This window comes from Kitasatospora sp. NBC_01539 (genome assembly GCF_045040525.1).
Lineage (GTDB): Bacteria > Actinomycetota > Actinomycetes > Streptomycetales > Streptomycetaceae > Kitasatospora.
In genome coordinates, this window is record NZ_CP109390.1 from 3,988,777 (window position 1) to 4,006,339 (window position 17,563).

16 protein-coding genes are annotated in these 17,563 nt (G+C 74.7%); 8 read left to right on the forward strand and 8 right to left on the reverse strand.

Translation table 11 applies throughout. The features are described from left to right. Nucleotides 1-5: 5 nt before the first annotated feature. Complete coding sequence (locus tag OG335_RS17025) at nt 6-1,256, reverse strand: MFS transporter (protein WP_405011976.1); 1,251 nt, start codon at nt 1,254-1,256, stop codon at nt 6-8. A gap of 86 nt (nt 1,257-1,342) precedes the next feature. Here OG335_RS17025 and OG335_RS17030 point away from each other — a divergent pair, with 86 nt between their 5' ends. Next, nucleotides 1,343-2,422 (forward strand): GlxA family transcriptional regulator, encoded by a 1,080-nt coding sequence (locus OG335_RS17030; protein WP_405011977.1) that lies wholly within the window; start codon nt 1,343-1,345, stop codon nt 2,420-2,422. Nucleotides 2,423-2,812: 390 nt separating this feature from the next. Here OG335_RS17030 and OG335_RS17035 read toward each other — a convergent pair whose 3' ends face one another. Continuing rightward, nucleotides 2,813-3,286: an ATP-binding protein gene (locus OG335_RS17035; protein ID WP_405011978.1), complete on the reverse strand. Its 474-nt coding sequence runs from the start codon at nt 3,284-3,286 to the stop codon at nt 2,813-2,815. A gap of 548 nt (nt 3,287-3,834) precedes the next feature. Between OG335_RS17035 and OG335_RS17040 the strand changes: the two genes are divergently transcribed. Together OG335_RS17040 and OG335_RS17045 are read left to right on the forward strand one after the other, a co-directional pair. Further along, nucleotides 3,835-4,185 (forward strand): sigma factor, encoded by a 351-nt coding sequence (locus OG335_RS17040; protein WP_405011979.1) that lies wholly within the window; start codon nt 3,835-3,837, stop codon nt 4,183-4,185. Next, the gene (locus tag OG335_RS17045; RefSeq protein WP_405011980.1) at nt 4,182-5,270 is read left to right on the forward strand and encodes an MDMPI N domain containing protein; all 1,089 of its coding nucleotides are present in this window, start codon (nt 4,182-4,184) and stop codon (nt 5,268-5,270) included. Before OG335_RS17040 ends, OG335_RS17045 begins: the two co-directional genes overlap by 4 nt. A 104-nt stretch (nt 5,271-5,374) precedes the next feature. On the opposite strand, the gene purU is transcribed toward OG335_RS17045, so the two are convergent. Together purU and OG335_RS17055 are read right to left on the reverse strand one after the other, a co-directional pair. Further along, nucleotides 5,375-6,241 carry a formyltetrahydrofolate deformylase gene (gene purU, locus OG335_RS17050; RefSeq protein WP_405011981.1) on the reverse strand — a complete coding sequence of 289 codons (867 nt, stop codon included), beginning with the start codon at nt 6,239-6,241 and terminating at the stop codon, nt 5,375-5,377. 240 nt (nt 6,242-6,481) lie between these two features. After that, on the reverse strand, nt 6,482-7,000 hold the full coding sequence (locus OG335_RS17055) for a hypothetical protein (RefSeq protein ID WP_405011982.1): 519 nt from the start codon (nt 6,998-7,000) through the stop codon (nt 6,482-6,484). Between the two features lie 173 nt (nt 7,001-7,173). Between OG335_RS17055 and OG335_RS17060 the strand changes: the two genes are divergently transcribed. Continuing rightward, nucleotides 7,174-8,490, forward strand: coding sequence for an ABC transporter substrate-binding protein (locus OG335_RS17060; protein ID WP_405011983.1), 1,317 nt, complete (start codon nt 7,174-7,176; stop codon nt 8,488-8,490). 82 nt (nt 8,491-8,572) lie between these two features. On the opposite strand, the gene OG335_RS17065 is transcribed toward OG335_RS17060, so the two are convergent. Both OG335_RS17065 and OG335_RS17070 read right to left on the reverse strand, forming a co-directional pair. Then, nucleotides 8,573-9,739, reverse strand: a complete 1,167-nt coding sequence (locus OG335_RS17065; protein ID WP_405011984.1) for a hypothetical protein — start codon at nt 9,737-9,739, stop codon at nt 8,573-8,575. 162 nt (nt 9,740-9,901) lie between these two features. After that, complete coding sequence (locus OG335_RS17070; protein ID WP_405011985.1) at nt 9,902-11,278, reverse strand: transcriptional regulator; 1,377 nt, start codon at nt 11,276-11,278, stop codon at nt 9,902-9,904. Between the two features lie 318 nt (nt 11,279-11,596). On the opposite strand from OG335_RS17070, the gene OG335_RS17075 reads away from it, so the two are divergent. Then, nucleotides 11,597-12,298 (forward strand): bifunctional DNA primase/polymerase, encoded by a 702-nt coding sequence (locus tag OG335_RS17075; protein WP_405011986.1) that lies wholly within the window; start codon nt 11,597-11,599, stop codon nt 12,296-12,298. 578 nt (nt 12,299-12,876) lie between these two features. On the opposite strand, the gene OG335_RS17080 is transcribed toward OG335_RS17075, so the two are convergent. Continuing rightward, nucleotides 12,877-13,569: a metal-dependent transcriptional regulator gene (locus tag OG335_RS17080; protein ID WP_405011987.1), complete on the reverse strand. Its 693-nt coding sequence runs from the start codon at nt 13,567-13,569 to the stop codon at nt 12,877-12,879. 197 nt (nt 13,570-13,766) lie between these two features. Here OG335_RS17080 and OG335_RS17085 point away from each other — a divergent pair, with 197 nt between their 5' ends. From OG335_RS17085 to OG335_RS17095, 3 genes are all read left to right on the forward strand, one after another. Further along, complete coding sequence (locus OG335_RS17085) at nt 13,767-14,516, forward strand: sugar isomerase domain-containing protein (protein WP_405011988.1); 750 nt, start codon at nt 13,767-13,769, stop codon at nt 14,514-14,516. Nucleotides 14,517-14,707: 191 nt separating this feature from the next. Further along, nucleotides 14,708-15,679: a DUF4231 domain-containing protein gene (locus OG335_RS17090; RefSeq protein ID WP_405011989.1), complete on the forward strand. Its 972-nt coding sequence runs from the start codon at nt 14,708-14,710 to the stop codon at nt 15,677-15,679. A 14-nt stretch (nt 15,680-15,693) separates the two neighbouring features. Further along, on the forward strand, nt 15,694-16,560 hold the full coding sequence (locus tag OG335_RS17095) for an alpha/beta fold hydrolase (RefSeq protein ID WP_405011990.1): 867 nt from the start codon (nt 15,694-15,696) through the stop codon (nt 16,558-16,560). Here the strand turns inward: OG335_RS17095 and OG335_RS17100 are convergent. Continuing rightward, entirely contained in the window at nt 16,526-17,542 is a 1,017-nt protein-coding gene (locus OG335_RS17100; protein WP_405011991.1) for a 2-hydroxyacid dehydrogenase, read from the reverse strand. The two genes, OG335_RS17095 and OG335_RS17100, sit on opposite strands and share 35 nt — an antisense overlap. Nucleotides 17,543-17,563: the final 21 nt, after the last annotated feature.

Genomic DNA, 17,563 nt, shown 5'->3' on the forward strand with positions numbered 1-17,563 from the left:
GCGGCTCACCGGGCGTCGACCCGGCGCAGCCGCCGGATCGGAGCCGCCGCGAACAGGGCCGCGACCACCAGCACCGCGACCCCGCCGCCGGTCGCCAGGACGGCCCGCGGGCCGAACGCCTCCGCCGCGGGCCCGGCGAGCGCCGCGCCGACGGGCGCCATGCAGACCGAGCCGGCGACCTCGTAGGCGTGGATGCGGTTGAGGACGTCGGGCGCGACCTGGGTCTGCACGCTGGTGGCCCACATGACGCTCCAGAACGTGACGCCCGCGCCGGTGACGAGGAAGCAGCCGGCCAGCACGGGCACGGACAGGCCGAGCACGATGCCCAGCGGGTACAGCGGGAACGCCAGCATCGCCAGCGCCCCGGCGCGCAGCGGCCGCACCGGGCGCAGGCGGATCGCGAGGAGGCCGCCGAGCACGGTGCCCGCCCCGAACGCGCAGTTGAGCAGGCCGTACGCGGTGGAGCCGTGCTCCGGCACGAGCACGCCGGCGGCGAGCGGCAGCAGCGGTCCGAAGCAGAGCGCGCTGAAGAACATGAAGATCACGATGACGCCCCACATCCAGCTGCGGGAGCGGAACTCGTGCCAGCCCTCGACGAGGTTGCGCCACAGCCGGTCGCCCGCCGGGCGGGCGGGGGCCGGGCCGAGGCGCAGGGCGAGCAGGCAGCAGGCGCTCAGCCCGTACGCGACGGCGGCGATCACCATCACCCAGCCGGTGGCGGCGGCCCCGGCGAGCAGGCCGGCGAGGGCGGGGCCGAGCAGGGCGGTGAGCGCCTCCGAGGTGCGGAGGACGCCGTTCGCGCCCTGGACGTCGCGCGCGGTCAGCGGGACGGTGGAGGCCGCGCCGGGCTGGAACATCGCGGCGGCCGTACCGGCGAGGGCGAGCAGGGCGTACAGCTGCCAGAGCCGGTCGACGCCGGTGAAGAAGAGGAACGCCATCGCCACCCGGGTCGCGAGGTTGACCAGGTCGGCGGTGATCATCAGGCGGCGGGCGGTGAAGCGGTCCGCGAGGACGCCGCCGACCAGCACCAGACCCGCGAACGGGGCGAGCAGGAAGGCCATGGCGTAGCCCACGCTGCCGAGCGGGTGCCCGGCGCCGATCAGACCGGCGGCGACGGCGACGGGGAGCATGGCGTCGCTGAGCAGACCGGAGCTGCGGGCGGTGAAGTACAGCCGGAAGTTGCGGGTCCAGATGGCGGAGCCGGCGTCGACCGGGGTCGCGGCGGCCTGGGCGGGCGGTGAGATCAGTTCGGGCACGGCAGCAGTTTTGGTCCAGACCACTTGCCGGGGCCAGTGGTTTTCGGGTCACAATGTGGCGGCAACCTGCGGGAACGGAGCGGACGATGACGACAGGACCAGCACCCCACCGGGTCGCGGTGCTCGCGCTCGACCGGGTGATCGCCTTCGAACTCGCGATCCCTGCACGGATCTTCGAATCCGCGAAGGGCCCCGGCGGCACCCCGCTCTACCGGGTCGCCACCTGCACCGTGGACGGCGGTCCGGTCACCACCAGCACGGACTTCCGGATCGTCGTCGACCACGGTCCCGAACTCCTCGCCGAGGCCGACACCGTGGTGATCCCGGCCCAGCGCGACGGCGCCGACGACGTCGTGGCGGGCGTCCTCGACCCGCGGATCACCGCCGCCCTCGCCCGGGTGCGGCCCGGCACCCGGCTGGTGTCGATCTGCACCGGCGCGTTCGTACTGGCCGCGGCGGGCCTGCTCGACGGCCGCCCGGCGACCACCCACTGGGCGTACACCGAGCGCTTCGCCCGGATGTTCCCGCAGGTGTCGCTCGACCCGGACGTGCTCTTCACCGACGACGGCGACGTCCTCACCTCGGGCGGCGTCGCGGCCGGCGTCGACCTCTGCCTGCACCTGGTGCGCCGCGACCACGGCAGCGCGGTGGCCAACGCCGTCGCCCGCACCTGCCTCGTGCCGCCGTGGCGGGAGGGCGGCCAGAAGCAGTACGTCGGCACGCCGGGCCCCGAGGCACCGGGGGCGGGCTCCGGCACCGCGGCCGTCCGCGCCTGGGCACTGGAGCACCTCGCCGGGCCGCTCCCGCTGAGCGCGCTCGCCGCGCGGGCGGGCATGAGCGTGCGCACCTTCACCCGGCGCTTCCGCGAGGAGACGGGCAGCAGCCCCGGCGCCTGGCTGACGGTGCAGCGCACCGAGCTGGCCCGGCAGTTGCTGGAGCAGACCGACCTGTCGATCGAGGAGGTCGCCCGGCGGGCCGGGTTCGGCACCGCGGCGTCGCTGCGCCTCCAGCTGCGGGACCGCCTCGACGTGGCACCGACCGACTACCGGCGCACCTTCCGCACCACGGAGCCGCGCAGCCGCCGGCGGACGCCGGACGGGGCCCCGCCGCGCGCGCCCCGAGCATCGCGCGCCGGGACACCGTCCGGGCTGACGCGCGAGGCCTGAACCCGCGCACCGGCTCTCCGCACTCGCCGAGGAGGCCTGCGGGTGGTCGGCAGCCGGTCCCCCTGAAGTGCTGGCACCACCCGGGCATCCCTCGGCGTCCCCTCGCAACGAAGAGCTGCACCCAAGGGTGATCAGTCGGATACGTCACGTCAATGGCTTGTCGGAAATTCGGCCCGGGACACGGCGCATCGTGGTGAGCGGAGGCACGGCAGGCCGCCCCCGCACCACCCGTACGCCCCCGCACCACCGCCACTCCCAGGCGCGGCGCTGCACGGCACTGCATGGCACAGCACGGCCCGCGGATCGCACCGGCACCGCGGAGGTCCCTGCGAGCGCCCGGCGTCAGGGCTGCCAGGCGTCGGAGCCGCGAGGCGTCAGGGCTGCCAGGCGTCAGAGCTGCCAGGCGTACACGTCGAGCACCGGCTCCGAGACGAGCTCCGGGGCGGGCGCGGCCGGGTCGATCTCGCACCAGACCCGCTTGCCGGACCCCTCCGGGTACCAGCCCCAGCGCTCGCACAGCAGCTCGACGAGCTCCAGCCCGCGTCCGCTGGTCGCCTCGCCGTCGGCGTGGCGGGGGGCCGGCGCCGAACAGCTGGCATCGGCGACCTCCACCCGCAGCGGCGTTGAGGCCGCGTCAACCGACGTGCCGTCGGCCACCGGCATGGTCAGCCGGAGCACGGCCGGGCAGCCCGTGTGCACCACCGCGTTGGTCACCAGTTCGGAGACGACCAGCACGAGCGTCTCCGCCAGCGGCGCCTCCGGGTCGAGGCCGTGACCCCGGAGCCTGCTCCGTACCCACCGGCGCGCCCTGCCGACCTCGGCCGGGTCCGCCTGGACCGCCAGCTGCACCTGAAGTACCTGCACCGCTCCACCACCCGCACTCGGTAATCGGCCACCCTCGCCCTGCCGCCCGGCCCGGGCGGCAGGGGCCTTCATCACGCCGGTCGGCCGGCCGTTCACGGCCGGTCTGCCTGGTCGGATTACCCACGGCTTCGACACGAATACGCCCCAGGATGAGGAGGGCGAAGGGTCGGAGCAAGCGCTTCGGGCATATTCCAGCGATCGGGGGACAGCTCGGTGCATACTGTCCCGCTCACCCTGACGAGCGTCGCACCGATGATCGTCCGGGCGGTCGGGGGCGGTGCACGAGCACAACGACGTTACCGCCACGAGGGCCTGTCGGGGCGACCGCCACGAGCGAACCCGTCCGAGCGGATTCCGGGCCGGAGCCCCGGCCCGGGGAGGACCCACGGGCCCGGCACGCCCTGACGGCACGGAACTTCCCGCCGCCTCATTCCGCCAATCCCCCCGGCCGGTCCGCCCCCTTGGATACCGTGGTGGAGGGACCGTCGGCCTGCGTACCGGCGGCCGCCCGCCCCCGCACCACGGCGTGTGAGGAGAACCCGAGGGCCATGAGCACGCCCGACGCCGACGCCCGGCTCCAGCTCCGCCTCGCCCGCGGCGAGGAGGCCGCCCTCGGCGAGTTGTACGACCGGTTCGCGCCCCTCGTCCACGGCCTCGCCACCCGGGTGCTCAACGACCAGGACGCCGCCGAACAGCTCACCCGCGAGGTCTTCGCCCAGCTGTGGACGGACCCGGCCTCCTGGCGGCCCGACGAGGGCAGCCTGCGGTCCTGGCTCGGCACGCTCACCCACCGCCGCGCCGTGGAGCACCTGCACCGCCTCGCCGGCCACGGCCCGGCGGCCGACGACGCCGCACCCGGGTCCCGCACCCCCGTCCCCGCCGGACGGTCCGCCCCGTGACGCCCGCACAGCGCCACGAAGCCCTGTGCCCCCGGCTGGTGACATGGGCCGCGGGCGCGTGGCCGCACGAGGAGACGGCCGGGCTCCTACGGCACCTCGCGGAGTGCCCGGAGTGCGCCGAGGACGCGGCCCGACTCAGCGGCGCCGCCGCCGAACACACCACCGGGGACCCGCTCGACCTGCCCGCCGCCCTGCGCCTGCAGGTCGTCGACTGGTGCCTGGCCCGGCGCCCCGCCGCGCTGCCCGTACCGCCCTGGGCCGGACCGTACGCGGCCGAGAGCGCCCGGCTCGACGCCCTGATCCGCGACCTCGGCCCGGACGAGTGGCAGGAGGTCGCCGAACTCCCCTGGCACGGCGGCGTGCAGCGCTGGCGCCCGGCCGAGGTGCTGTGCCACCTGACGGCCGTCGACAGCTACCTCTCGACGGCGGTCGGCCTGACCGACCCGCTCACCCCGACCCGCGGCGGAGCCGCGCACCGGCCGGCCGGCGTGCTGGACCGCACCCTGGCCCTCATCACCGCGGCCGGCGGCGACGACCCGGACACGGTGCGGGCCCGCTGGCGCGGACAGAGCCACGCCCTCCTCGAGGGCGCCACCCGCGGCAGCAGCGACGGCAGCGCACCCGTCGACTACGGCTTCGCCGTGCTGCCGCTCCAGGACGCCTTCCTCGACCGCGCCTTCGAGTGCTGGATCCACGGCGGCGACATCGCCCGCGCCGTCGACTACCCGTACCCGCCGCCCGCCCCGCAGCACCTGCGCCGGCTGGTCGACCTCGGCGCACGGAGCCTGCCCGCCCTGATGGCCGCGCAGCGGCGGGCCCCCGGCCCCGCGCCCGGCGGCCCCGGCCGCACCCTGCGGCTGGTGATCGACGGCCCGGCCGGCGGCCAGTGGCTCATCCCGCTGGACGGCACGGAGGGGCCGGAGGGGTCCGGCGAACCGGTCGCCGAGATGGCGCTCGACAGCCTGGAGTTCTGCTACCTCGCGGCCGCCCACCGCGACCCCGACCGGGTGCCGGTCGGCGAGGGCGGCGACCGCGAGGCCATCCGCCGGGTGCTGCACGCGCTGCCGCTGCTCTCCCGGCCGTGAACCCGGCTGTGAGCGTGGCTGTGAGCCCGGCCGGGAGCGCGGCCGTGAGCGTGGCCGGGCGCACGGGCCGACGGACCGGGGCCCGGGCCTGATCGCTCAGCGGATCAGGTGAACACGACCGTGCGGCTGCCGTTGAGGAGCACCCGCCGCTCACTGTGCCACTTCACGGCGCGGGCGAGCGCCTGGCACTCGACGTCCCGTCCGAGCGCGACGAGCTGGTCCGGCGTGACGTCGTGGGTGACCCGGGCCACCTCCTGCTCGATGATCGGGCCCTCGTCGAGGTCGGCGGTCACGTAGTGCGCGGTGGCGCCGATCAGCTTCACGCCCCGGGCGTGGGCCTGGTGGTACGGCTTCGCGCCCTTGAAGCTCGGCAGGAACGAGTGGTGGATGTTGATCACGCGGCCGGACAGCGCCTTGCACAGGTCGTCCGAGAGCACCTGCATGTAGCGGGCGAGCACCACGAGGTCGACGCGCTCCTCGGCGACGAGGTCGAGGAGTTGCCGCTCGGCGTCGGCCTTGGTGTCCCGGGTGACCGGGATGTGGTGGAACGGGATGTCGTACGACTCGGTGAGCGCGCGGAAGTCGGTGTGGTTGGAGACGACCGCGGCGATCTCCACCGGCAGGGCGCCGATCCGGCTGCGGAAGAGCAGGTCGTTCAGGCAGTGGCCGAACTTCGACACCATCAGCACGATCCGCATCCGCTCCGCGGAGGGGTGCAGGTGCCAGTCCATGTGGAAGGAGGCCCCGACGGCGGCGAAGCTGGCCCGCAGCTTCTCCGCGGTGACGGGCTCCGGGGCCGAGAAGTGCACCCGCATGAAGAACAGTCCGCTGTCGGCGTCGCCGAACTGCTGGCTGTCGACGATGTTGCAGCCGGTCATGAAGAGGTAGCTGGAGACCGCGTGCACGATGCCCTGCTTGTCCGGGCAGGACAGGGTAAGGACGTACTGGGCGCGGGCCGGCTGGTCTTCCACTGCGGCTTCCTTCACTCGTTCACGACACGACGGCCAAGCGTGGCACATCGCCGCACGCCGACGCGCCGCCGACCGCACTGCGGACCGCACTGGGGACCGCACTGGGGACCGGCCGACGCCGCCCGCACAGCCGCCCTTCCGTGCCGCCCGCCCGCCAGTCGGACGGGCGGGCGGCCCGGGAGGGGCGGGCGCCACGCGTGGGCGCGGCCGGGGCGCGGCCGGGGCGCGGCCGGGGCGCGGTCAGGCGGCCCGGGTCATGATGCGGAGCACCTCCAGGGTGCGCGGCGGCGCGTCCGGGTCCTCGCCGTCGTTGCCGGCCAGCAGGACGTGGGCCTCGCGCGCCGCCCGGACGGCCTCCGGCCAGAGCGGGTGTCCGAGGTACGCGGCGGCCCGGGCGTCCGCACCGACCTGGTGCAGCACCTGCAGGACGCGCAGCACGGCCGCGTCGACGGCGGCCGCCTCGGTGGCGTCGCGCACGATCGTGCCGACGTACTTCTCGGCCGACCAGCGGTCCAGCCAGGTGTCCTCGACCAGGCGGTAGACGGCGTCGGTGACGTCGCCGTAGCCGTCCTGGCCGGTCAGCCAGGCGTGGTGCTGGAAGGAGGGGTCGGAGAGCATGTGCAGCGCCGAGCGGATCCGGGCCCGCCAGCGCCACCAGGGGAGATCGTTCAGCGGCATGCCGCCCATCGTGCTGGAGCGACGCCCGCCACGAGAAGAGTTGTTGGCGGACCGATACGAAGAATCTGCGGTGTGGGGCATGGTCCTTCGATCGTACGTTCCCCCACCGGCAGGCTCTACACGCGTCACCTCCTGGTGTTCCATCCGCGTTGTCCTGGCGTTCGCTTTTCGTCCCTCCGGCCTTGCCCGACCAGGTCAAGGCTGGATTCGGCCGATCACAACGGCCGCGTGCACCCCGGGGAGGGACAGCCATCATGAGGCGGAACGGATCGCCCGACGTCCATCAGCCTGCCGTTCGTCGCACCACAGGCCTCCGCCGCGGCCGCCGGCGCAGAGCGGCCGCCCTCGCCGCGGCAGCCTTCGTCACCCCGGCGCTGCTCGCCACCTCCGCCTGCGGCGGGCCGGCCGACGCCGCCTCCGCCTCCAGCGACCTCACCGTGATGACCTGGGCACCGTCCGGCACCGGCTCCGCCGACCGCCCGGGCATGACGGCGCTCGCCGAGGCCGTCGGCCGCGAGATCAACGGCACGGGCGGCCTGCACGGCCGAAAGCTGCGGGTGCTCACCTGCAACGAGCACAACACCGCCGAGGGCGTCACCGCCTGCGCCCGCCAGGCCATCGACGCGCACGCGGTCGCCGTGGTCGGCTCCTACAGCCAGTACGGCGGTAGCTTCGTCGCCATGCTGGAGCAGGCCGGCATCCCCTACCTGGGCGGTTACGGCCTCTCCACGCCCGAGTTCAGCAGCCCGCTCTCCTACCCGGTGGCCGGCGGCACGCCCGCGCTGATCGCCGGCAGCGGCCGCCAGCTGGTCGAGGCCGGCTGCAAGAGCGTCTCCCTGGTGCGCCCGGACACCCGTGCCGGCGACACCCTGGTCGGCTACCTCGACGGCGCCCTGCAGCCCGCCGGCATCCGGCTCACCGACATCAAGGCGCCCGAGCAGTCGAACGACTACACCGCGATCGCGCAGCGCGCGATCGGCGACGACCGCAAGGGCCACTGCGTCACGCTCGCCCTCGGTCCGGAGCCGACCGCCAACCTGCTCGATCCCCTCCGCCGGCTCGGGGCGAAGAACACCTCGCTGGCGTCGGTGATCGGCAGCTTCCAGCAGTCGGTGGTCGACGCCACCGGCGGCGACAACGGCCCGCTCGGCCACGCGTACGCCACCGGCTGGTTCCCCGCCGAGGCCTCGCCGGTCTGGGACGCGCTGCGCGACACCGTCCGGACGCACGGCGCCGGCGAGACCGCGATCGACGTCGCCGACCCCGGTGTGCAGACCACCTGGGTCGCGTACGAGGTCTTCCGCGCCGCCGCCGACCGCGTCGACAAGGCCAAGCCGCTCACGTCCAAGACGCTGCGCGCCGTGCTCGACGGCGGCGACCCGATCGACACGCACGGCGCCACGCCGCCGCTCAGCTGGGGCATGACCAACATGCTCGCCAGCGCGGACTCGCCCCGGCTGGTCAACACCTCGGTGACCTTCCAGCAGGTGCAGGCCGGCCGACTGGTCGAGCAGCACCAGGGCTTCGTGGACGTGCGCTGGGTGCTCGCGGGCGGCAGCCCGCCTGCGTGACCCGGGCCGGCAAAGGCGGAGGGCGGACGGGACATCCCGTCCGCCCTCCGCCCGTCGTGCGCCGCGCGTCCTGCGCCCCGCGTCAGAGCTCCTTGTCGGTGCGCTCCGGCAGCTTCGCCTGAGCGGCGATCGCGTTCCACAGCGAGGAGGCCTTCAGCTTGGCGTTGCTGGCGGTGCCGCTCGCCTCGTTGCCGGCCTTGCTGTGCGGGTTGTTCTTGACCGTGGCCGGGTCGCACCCGGCCGTCACGTCGCCCGCCCACGCCGCGTACTCGGCGTCCGCCGCGGCCGAGGCCTGCCAGGCCTTCTTCAGCTGCTCGGCCAGCTCACCGCCGCCGGTGAGCTGGTCCACCTTCAGCGTGCCCAGCTTCGTGACGAGCGCCTGCCGCTGCGCGGCCGCGCCCGTCAGCGCCGCCTGCGACTCCGGGAGCTTCTGGCAGCCGGTGACCGAGGTCACGGCGTTCACCACGGCCTGCCGGCTCGCGCTGGCGGTGCCGAGCAGGTCCGACAGCGCCTTGGCCTGCGCCTGCGCGGCCGGCGTCATGCCGCCCGCACCGGCCTGCGCCGGGGAGCCCGAGGACGCCTGGGCGACCGGCGCGGCGGGCCCGGACTCCGGGTCGTCGCCGCCGCTCATCAGCACCGCGACGAGGATGCCCGCCGCCGCGCAGCCCGCGATCACACCGCCGATGACCAGCCGGTTGGACGGCCGTCCCGCGGCGGCCCGGCGGCCCGACGACCCCTGGGTGCCGTCGTAGGACGGCGCCGGGGCGGCGGGCGCACCCGGGAAGGACTGCCCGCCGAACGTCTGCGGGGCGCCGTAGCCGGGCTGCTGCTCGGCCTGCGCGGGGAAGCCCCCGCCGTACGCCTGCTGCTGCTCGCCGCCGTAGGACGGCTGACCGCCGAACGACTGCTGCCCGCCGAAGGACTGGCCCGCGCCGTAGGCGGCCTGACCCTGGATCGGCTGACCCTGCGTCTGCTGCGGCACGCCGCCCACCGACGGGTCGGCGGACGGGTACGGCGGCAGGTACTGCGTCTCCGGGGCGGCCTCGGCGGGCTGCGCGGCACCGGGCGGCGGCCCCCAGTACTCGGGGCCCCCCTGGCCCGGCACCGGCTGGGCCGGCGGCAGGGGCTGCTGCTGCGCGGGCACGGCAGGCTGCCCCTGCTGTTCCGCCCCGGGCTCCGGCCTGAACAGATCGTCCAGATTGAAGTCCTGGGAGGAATGGGAGTGGGAGAACGAGCGGCGCTGGCTCAACGCGATTCCTCACCTGTGCCGCGCGCTCGCTGACGGCGGACCACAACTGCTCGACGACCTCGGTAACGCTGCATATCACGCCCACGCTACCCGGTCACCGGTACGGGTGACTACGCAGGGAGGGCGTTCCTCACCCGCTCCTCACGAAGCGGACCCGCCCGTTCAGGCCGCCTCCCCCGCCAGCCGGGCCTGGAACTCCCGGACGACCCGGTGCTCCCGGTACGGCTCCAGCCTGGTGCGGAAGTCGTCGAGGTACTCCACGCCCCGGTTGGAGCGCAGCCCGCTCAGCAGCCGCACCGCCTGCGTGCCCGTCTCGCAGGCCCGTTCCACGTCGCGCTGCTGGAGCTGTGCGGTGGCGAGCAGCACGAGGTCCACCGCCCGCCGGCGCACCCGGCTCACGGGGTGCAGCTCCAGCGCGGTACGGGCGTACGCCTCCGCCTTCGCGCCCTGTTCGAGGTCGCGGTGGCAGTGCGCGAGCTCGTCGGCGAGGTAGGCCTCGTCGAAGTGGACGATCCAGTCGGGGTCGTCCTCGGGGTTGCGGTGCGCCATCGCCTCCTGGGCCCGCGCCGCGACCGTCTCGCAGGACCGCACGTCGCCGAGCAGGGCGTGACCGCGCGCCTCCGCGGCGTAGAACATCGCCATCGCGGTGGGGGTGGCCACCGACCGGGCGCCCTCCTGCGCGGCCCGGGCGAGCTGGGCGATCTCGCGCGGGTTGCCGAGGGTCGCGGCGAGGTGGCTCATCGACGCCGCCAGGACGTAGCCGCCGTAGCCGCGGTCGTCGGCGGCCTGGGCGAGCCGCAGCGCCTGGATGTAGTACCGCTGGGCCAGGCCGGGCTGCCCGGTGTCCACCGCCATGTAGCCGGCCAGCTCGGTCAGCCGGGCGACCGCCGCGAAGAGCTGACGGCCCGTCTCGTCCCGGTAGCCGCCCGAGAGCAGGTTGGAGACCACGCTGTTGAGGTAGTGCACGACCACCGGACGCACGTGGCCGCTGCCGAACCGGTGGTCGAGTTCGACCAGCATCTGGGTGGTGGCGCGGACGGCGGCGACGTCCGTGGGGCCGACCCGGGTGGCGCCGGTCCGGGCGACCACCGGGTCCGGCGGGGTGATCAGCCAGTCCCGGCTGGGCTCGACCAGCGCCGAGGCGGCGACGGTCGCGCCGGCGAGGAAGTCGCGGCGGCCGACGTCGCTCCGCCACAGCTCGCACACCTGCTCCAGCGCGGCACCGAGGTTCGGTGCGAAGTGCAGGCCCACGGCGGAGCTCAGGCCCTTGCCGTCGGCCATGCCGATCTCGTCCACGGTGACCCCGCGGCCGAGCTTGCGGCCGAGCGCCTCGGCGATCACCGCGGGTGCCTGACCGCGCGGTTGCTGCCCGCGCAGCCACCGCGCCACGGAGGTCTTGTCGTACCGCAGGTCCAGGCCGTGCTCGGCGCCGCAGAGGTTGACCCGGCGGGCGAGGCCCGCGTTGGAGCAGCCCGCCTCCTGGATCAGCTGCTGCAGCCGCTCGTTGGGCTCCCGTGCCACCAGTGGTCTCGCGGCCATGGACTTCGCCTCCCCAACGCCCCGGGCCCTGACCGCGGGGCGACGATTCTGCTGCTCAGATGGGTACGCCGGCAGGCGGGGGCCCGACCTCCCCCACGACCGGAACCCGGCGACACCAGCGGAATACCCAGCGTGACGTATCCACTCCCCACGCGCCCTGATGAATGCCCCTGTGCGCCCCCGCTGCGCCCGTTACCGCCCCCGGCCGCACGCGCTCGCGCCGGGCCCGCCTCACCGGCACGGGTGACAGCGGCGGCGTCCGGCCGATCGCCCGGCACCCGCCCGTAACCCCCTTCACGCACGGTAGTTGAGCAGCACGTGGACAACACCCCAGGAGCCCGCGAGCAGGGCCTTCCCCCGCTCCTCATCGAAGCCGTCAGCTATGCGGAGGACCGTCACTGGGAGGTCGTCCCCGGCACCCGGCTCATCGACGGCGACGGCCCCGCACACTGCTCGTGCGGGGACGCCCGGTGTCCCCTGCCCGGTGCGCACCAGGCCGAGGACGACTGGCGGAGCCGCGCGAGCGCCGGCCCCGGGGTGGTGCGCCGCTGGTGGACGGAGCAGCCGGACGCCTCGATCCTGCTGCCCACCGGCAGCTCCTTCGACGTGCTGGACGTGCCGGAGGTGGCGGGCTGCCTGGCGCTGGCCCGGATGGAGCGGATGGGCCTGCAGCTGGGGCCGGTGGTGGCCGCGCCGGCCGCCGCCGGGCAGGTCGGCCGACGGCTGCACTTCCTGGTGCTGCCGGGGGTCGCCGCCAAGCTGCCGGAGATGCTCCGCAAGCTCGGCTGGACGGCGGGCCGGCTCGACCTGGTCGCCCGCGGCGAGGGCGACTTCATCGTCGCGCCGCCCTCCCGGGTGGGTCCGTACGGCTTCGCGCAGTGGGCCCGGCCGCCGTCCGCGATCAACCGCTGGCTGCCCGACGCCGCGGAGCTCGTCAACCCGCTCGCGTACGCCTGTGGGCGTGAGGCCGCGCAGCCCGACCGGAAGCCGCTGCGGCCGGTCGCGGCGGGGAGCCGCTGAGCCGCACCTGACGGGGATTCACCCGTCCGCCGACCGCCGCCCTGCTCCTACCGGGTGAGGGCGGGCCCGCGCGTGACCCGCGCGAACGTCCGGCGGGCCCCGCCCCCCCCCGGGGGCGGGGCCCGCCGGACGTGTGTCCGCCCTGAGGCCTCGGTGTACCCGCTGGTCAGAGCGGCAAGCCGCTCGTACGGGTGACATCGCTCAAGGATTGCGGCGATCTGCCGAGGGGACGATGACTGCGGGAGGACGGACCGCACACGGTGAAGGAGGCGACAGGGACCCGGGGGGTCGGGGAGAGGCGTTCGGCCGGGGAAGCCGGACGCGGGGAAGCGGGGGATGCGGGGGGCCGCGGGGGATGCGGGGGGCCGCGGGGGATGCGGGGGGGTGCGGAAGGGGGTTGCGACACCGTCCCGGCTCGGGGTGGCCGGTGTCGCGGCGCAGCAGGTCAGGAGGGGAGCGAGGGGGACGGGAGGGAGCACGGGGCCCGGTGCCGGGGAGCACCGGGCCCCGCGCTGTACCCGGGAGGACATGGCGAAGCCGACCCGGCCGGTACCGGGCCGCGGACGCCGCCGCGCACGCTACGCGCGGACGACGAAGACGTGCGCCGCCATCTCCTTGCCGAGCTCGGCCGCGGTCGTGCCCTCGCCGACGAGGACGCCGCCGACGGCGGAGGCGACCTGCACGGTCGCACCCGGCCGGATCCCGGCCGTGCGCAGCGTGCGCATGAGGTCCTCGTCGGTCTGGATGGGCTCGCCGATCCGGCGGACGACGACGCTGGTGCTGCCGCCGCCGTCGACGACGCTGTCCAGGGTGAGCAGCGCGGCGTCGAAGCCCTCGCCCTCGGCCTTGGTGTCGCCGAGCTCGTCGAGGCCCGGGATGGGGTTGCCGTAGGGCGACTGGGTGGGGTGACCGAGCATGGCGAGCACCTTGCGCTCGACCGTCTCGCTCATCACGTGCTCCCAGCGGCAGGCCTCCTCGTGCACCTGCTCCCACTCCAGGCCGATCACGTCGACCAGCAGGCACTCGGCGATCCGGTGCTTGCGCATGACGCGGACGGCCAGTCGGCGGCCTTCCTCGGTCAGTTCCAGGTGCCGGTCGCCGGCGACCCGGAGCAGCCCGTCACGCTCCATCCGGCCGACGGTCTGGCTGACCGTGGGCCCGCTCTGTTCCAGGCGCTCCGCGATGCGGGCGCGCATCGGGGTGATGCCTTCCTCCTCGAGTTCGAGGATGGTGCGGAGGTACATCTCCGTGGTGTCGATCAGGCCAGACATCGCCGCTGGTCTCCGTTCTTCGGTGTCCTCACCGCCAATTCTGACGCACTGCGCTGACAATCGGCGCCGCCCGTGGTATCCGGCGGTGGAATTTCGTGCCGGTTGACAGCGAGGCGCCGCAGGCAGGACCGTGCTCGCCGTATCTTCCTCCATGCGCGGTCTGGACCACCTGGCCGCCCACACGTTCGGAGATTTCGATGACCGACCTGGTCGGGCAGTACCTCGACGCGGCCGTGGCCCACCTGGAGCGGATTCGGAGCGAGGAGGGTGCGGGCATCGACGCGGCCGCCGAGCTCCTCGCCGGGGCCGTCGCGGACGGCAGAAGAATCTTCGCCTTCGGCGCCGGCCACTCCTCGCTGGCGGCCCAGGACGTGGTCTACCGGGCCGGCGGGCTGGTCGTGGTCAACCTGCTGAACGTGCCGGGCATGACCGGGGTCAACGTGATGCCGGCCCCGCTGGGCAGCGCCCTGGAACGGGTCTCCGGCCTCGCCACGGCCACCCTCGACCTCACCCCGGCGGGCGAGGGCGACCTGCTCTTCCTGATCTCCCTCTCCGGCCGCCAGGTGATGCCGGTCGAACTGGCCCGGCACGCGCGGGACCGCGGCATGAAGGTCGTCGGCGTGACCTCGCTGGCGTATCCGGGCGCGGTCACGTCCAACCACCCGTCGGGGACGTACCTGAAGGACAACTGCGACGTCGTGCTCGACAGCAAGATCGCGGTCGGCGACGGCGAGCTGTCCTGCGCGGGTGCCGAGACGACCTTCGGGTCGGTCTCCACGATCGTCACCAGCGCGCTGATGCAGGCGGTCGTCGCGTCGGCGGTCGGCAAGCTGGCGGACCGCGGCGTCACCCCGCCGCTCTTCCGCTCCGGCAACGTCGACGGCGGCACCGCGTGGAACGCCAAGGTGATGGCGGACAACCGCGACCGGATCTTCTACGCCTACTGATCCACCGGCCTGCTCCCCCGCCGACCCCCGCGCGCCCCCGGTGCGCCGCCCCCGTCGGCGCGGGTTCTGTCCGAACTCCCCCTGTCCGCCGGGGACGGTCCGCACCCATACTGGCCGTTCCCCAGGCGTACCGCGCCGCCGCGCGGGGCACAACTCACCTGCTGGGGTCGGAGCGACGGTGGGGGGCCGACATGACCGCGGGGCCGGCACGTGCGATCGGCTACGTACGCGAGGACGACCTGCTGCCCGAGCTCTTCTGGGCCGCGGACTCGTCCTCGCTGCAGGGGCAGAGCAGGGCGGTGGCGCTCGCCCGCTGGGAGCTCCTGCTGCTGGTGGGGGCCGCCGCCGCCGGCTCCGCCGACGGCACCGCGTGGGCATGGGTCGCGGCGGCCGCGTACCTGTGCACCGTGCTGATGGCCGCACTGGTCTCCGTACAGAATCCCCAGGGCCTCTGGTACGAGGGCCGGGCGGTGGCCGAGTCGGTGAAGACCCTGTCGTGGAAGTACGCGGTGCGGGCCGACTCCTACCAGCCGCCGCCGAAGAAGCTCCCCGACGCCGAACGGCTGTACGCCATCCAACTCGACGGCATCCTCGGCGAGTTCGAGACCGACCGGGTGATCCCGCAGATGGACCGCGTGCGGGCCGACCTGCAGGCCTGGCGCGGCCCGGGCCGGCACCCGCAGATCACCGAGCGGATGCAGCAGCTGCGGGACCAGCCGCTCACCGTCCGGCGCGAGGTGTACCTCCGCGAACGGGTGCACGCCCAGCGGGTGTGGTACCAGAACAAGGCCCGGCAGTGCGCCAACGCCGGACGCCGGGCCGGCCGGCTCGGCATCGCCCTGCCCCTGCTCGGCCTGGTGCTCGCGGTGCTGCGGGCGCTCGGCTGGTTCACCTTCGACGCGCTCGGCACGGTCTCCGCGGTGGCGGCGTCCGTGTCCGCCTGGGCCCAGCTGCGGCAGTACCGGCCGCAGGCGGCCGCCTACTCCCTGGCCGGCTCCGAACTCGTGCTGGTGGAACGGCAGCTGGACCAGCTGCGACCGGACACCGAGGACGCCGAGGAGACCTGGGCGCGGCTGGCCCGTGACGCCGAGGACGCCATCTCGCGGGAGCACACCACCTGGCAGGCACGCCGCGAGGTACGCAGTCTGGATGTTCCCAACTGACCTGGAGGTACTGCGTGGTACTACAACTGGTCGAAGCCGCAGGAGGTCGCAAACTGGCGGTGGAGACCACCGGCGACCCGCACGGCAGACCGGTGTTCCTGCTGCACGGCACGCCCGGCAGCAGGGTCGGCCCGGTGCCGCGCAGCAGTGTGCTGGCCCGCCTGGGCATGCGGCTGATCTCCTTCGACCGGCCCGGGTACGGCGAGTCCGCCCGGCTGCCCGGCCGGGCCGTCGCCGCCGCCGCGGAGGACACCGCGGCCATCGCGGACGCGCTCGGCCTGGACGGCTTCGCGGTGCTCGGCCGGTCGGGCGGCGGCCCGCACGCCCTGGCCTGCGCCGCCCTGCTGCCCGACCGGGTGGTGCGGGTGGCCGCCCTGGTCAGCCTGGCGCCGCGGCACGCCGAGGGCCTGGACTGGTACGGCGGCATGACCCGGTCGAACGTCCGGGACTACACCGACGTGGAGCGCGGCGAGGAGCACTTCGCCGACTCGTTCCGCTTCAGGTCCGGCCTGATCCGCGACAACCCGCACGCCCTGATCAACGAACTCGTTCCGGAACTCCCGCCCACCGACCGGGCGCTGGTGTCCGACGCGGGCATCCGGCGGATGCTGCTCGCGACGTACCAGGAGGCGTTCCGCTACGGCGCCGACGGGTGGATCGACGACGTGCTGGCCTTCACCACCCCCTGGGGCTTCGAGGTCTCGTCGATCACGGTGCCGACCCGTCTGTGGCACGGCGCGGACGACCAGTTCTCGCCCGTCGACCACTCCCGCTGGCTGGCGGACCACATCCCGCGGGCCGACCTCTACCTGGAGCCCGGGGCGGCGCACTTCGGCGCGCTGAAGGTCATGACGGAGGCGCTGAAGTGGGCGGCGGGCTGACCCGGGTCACCGGTTCGCCGCCCGCGAGGACGGCCAGCACGTTGTCGACCGCGAGGTCGCCCATCGCCTGACGCGTGCGGACGGTCGCGCTGCCGAGGTGCGGGACGAGCACGGCGCGTTCCTGCGCGAGCAGGGCGGGGTGGACGGCCGGCTCGTGCTCGAAGTTGTCGACCGCCGCCGCGAACAGGTGGCCCGATTCGAGGGCGCCGGCCAGCGCGGCCTCGTCCACGACGCCGGCGGTCATGCTCACCAGCACCGCTCCGGGCGGCAGTTGTGCGATCCTGCGGGCGTCCATCAGGTGCCGGGTGGCGTCGTTCAGCGGGGCGGTGACCACCAGCACCCGTGAGGTGGCGAGGAGTTCGTCCAGCGGCAGCAGCCCGGCCCCGGCTTCCTGGTCGGCGGGCAGCCGGCGGCGGTTGTGGTAGGCGACGGGCATGCCGAACGCGGCGGCGCGCCGGGCGACCGCCCGGCCGATCCGGCCCATGCCGAGGATGCCCAGCGGCGTGCCGCCGAGCTCCATCCCGAGCATGAAGGTCGGCGCCCACGCCCAGGGCCGCCCCGAGCGCAGCAGCCGTTCGCCCTCGCCGACCCGCCGGGCGGCCGCGAGCAGCAGCGCCCACGCCATGTCGGCGGTGGCCTCGGTGAGCACGCCCGGGGTGTGCGAGACGGCGACCCCGCGGGCGGCGCAGGCCGTGTGGTCGATGTTGTGCGTGCCGACGGCGTGGTTGGCCACCAGGCGGAGGGCGGGGCCCGCGGCGTCGAGGAGTTCGGCGTCGACGACGTCGTCCAGCGTGGTGATCAGTGCGGTGCGGCCGGCTGCGGCGGCGAGCAGTTCGGTGCGCGGCATCGGCTGCTCGCCGTCGTGCACGGTCGCCTCGCACACGGCGGCGAGCCGCTCCACGACACCGGGGGCCAGCCGCCGGGTGACGAGCACCCGGGGTGCGGCCGCGTGGGTGTCGGCGAACGTGCGGATGTCGGTCATCAGGCCCGCAGGCTACACCGC

Bases quoted from the DNA above. Each gene is read 5' to 3' on its own strand.
- OG335_RS17030 (WP_405011977.1), top strand. From the start codon at position 1,343: ATGACGACAGGACCAGCACCCCACCGGGTCGCGGTGCTCGCGCTCGAC.
- OG335_RS17055 (WP_405011982.1), bottom strand. From the start codon at position 7,000: ATGCCCCACACCGCAGATTCTTCGTATCGGTCCGCCAACAACTCTTCT.
- OG335_RS17100 (WP_405011991.1), bottom strand. From the start codon at position 17,542: ATGACCGACATCCGCACGTTCGCCGACACCCACGCGGCCGCACCCCGG.
- OG335_RS17090 (WP_405011989.1), top strand. From the start codon at position 14,708: ATGACCGCGGGGCCGGCACGTGCGATCGGCTACGTACGCGAGGACGAC.
- OG335_RS17040 (WP_405011979.1), top strand. From the start codon at position 3,835: ATGAGCACGCCCGACGCCGACGCCCGGCTCCAGCTCCGCCTCGCCCGC.
- OG335_RS17070 (WP_405011985.1), bottom strand. From the start codon at position 11,278: ATGGCCGCGAGACCACTGGTGGCACGGGAGCCCAACGAGCGGCTGCAG.
- OG335_RS17080 (WP_405011987.1), bottom strand. From the start codon at position 13,569: ATGTCTGGCCTGATCGACACCACGGAGATGTACCTCCGCACCATCCTC.
- OG335_RS17085 (WP_405011988.1), top strand. From the start codon at position 13,767: ATGACCGACCTGGTCGGGCAGTACCTCGACGCGGCCGTGGCCCACCTG.
- OG335_RS17060 (WP_405011983.1), top strand. From the start codon at position 7,174: ATGAGGCGGAACGGATCGCCCGACGTCCATCAGCCTGCCGTTCGTCGC.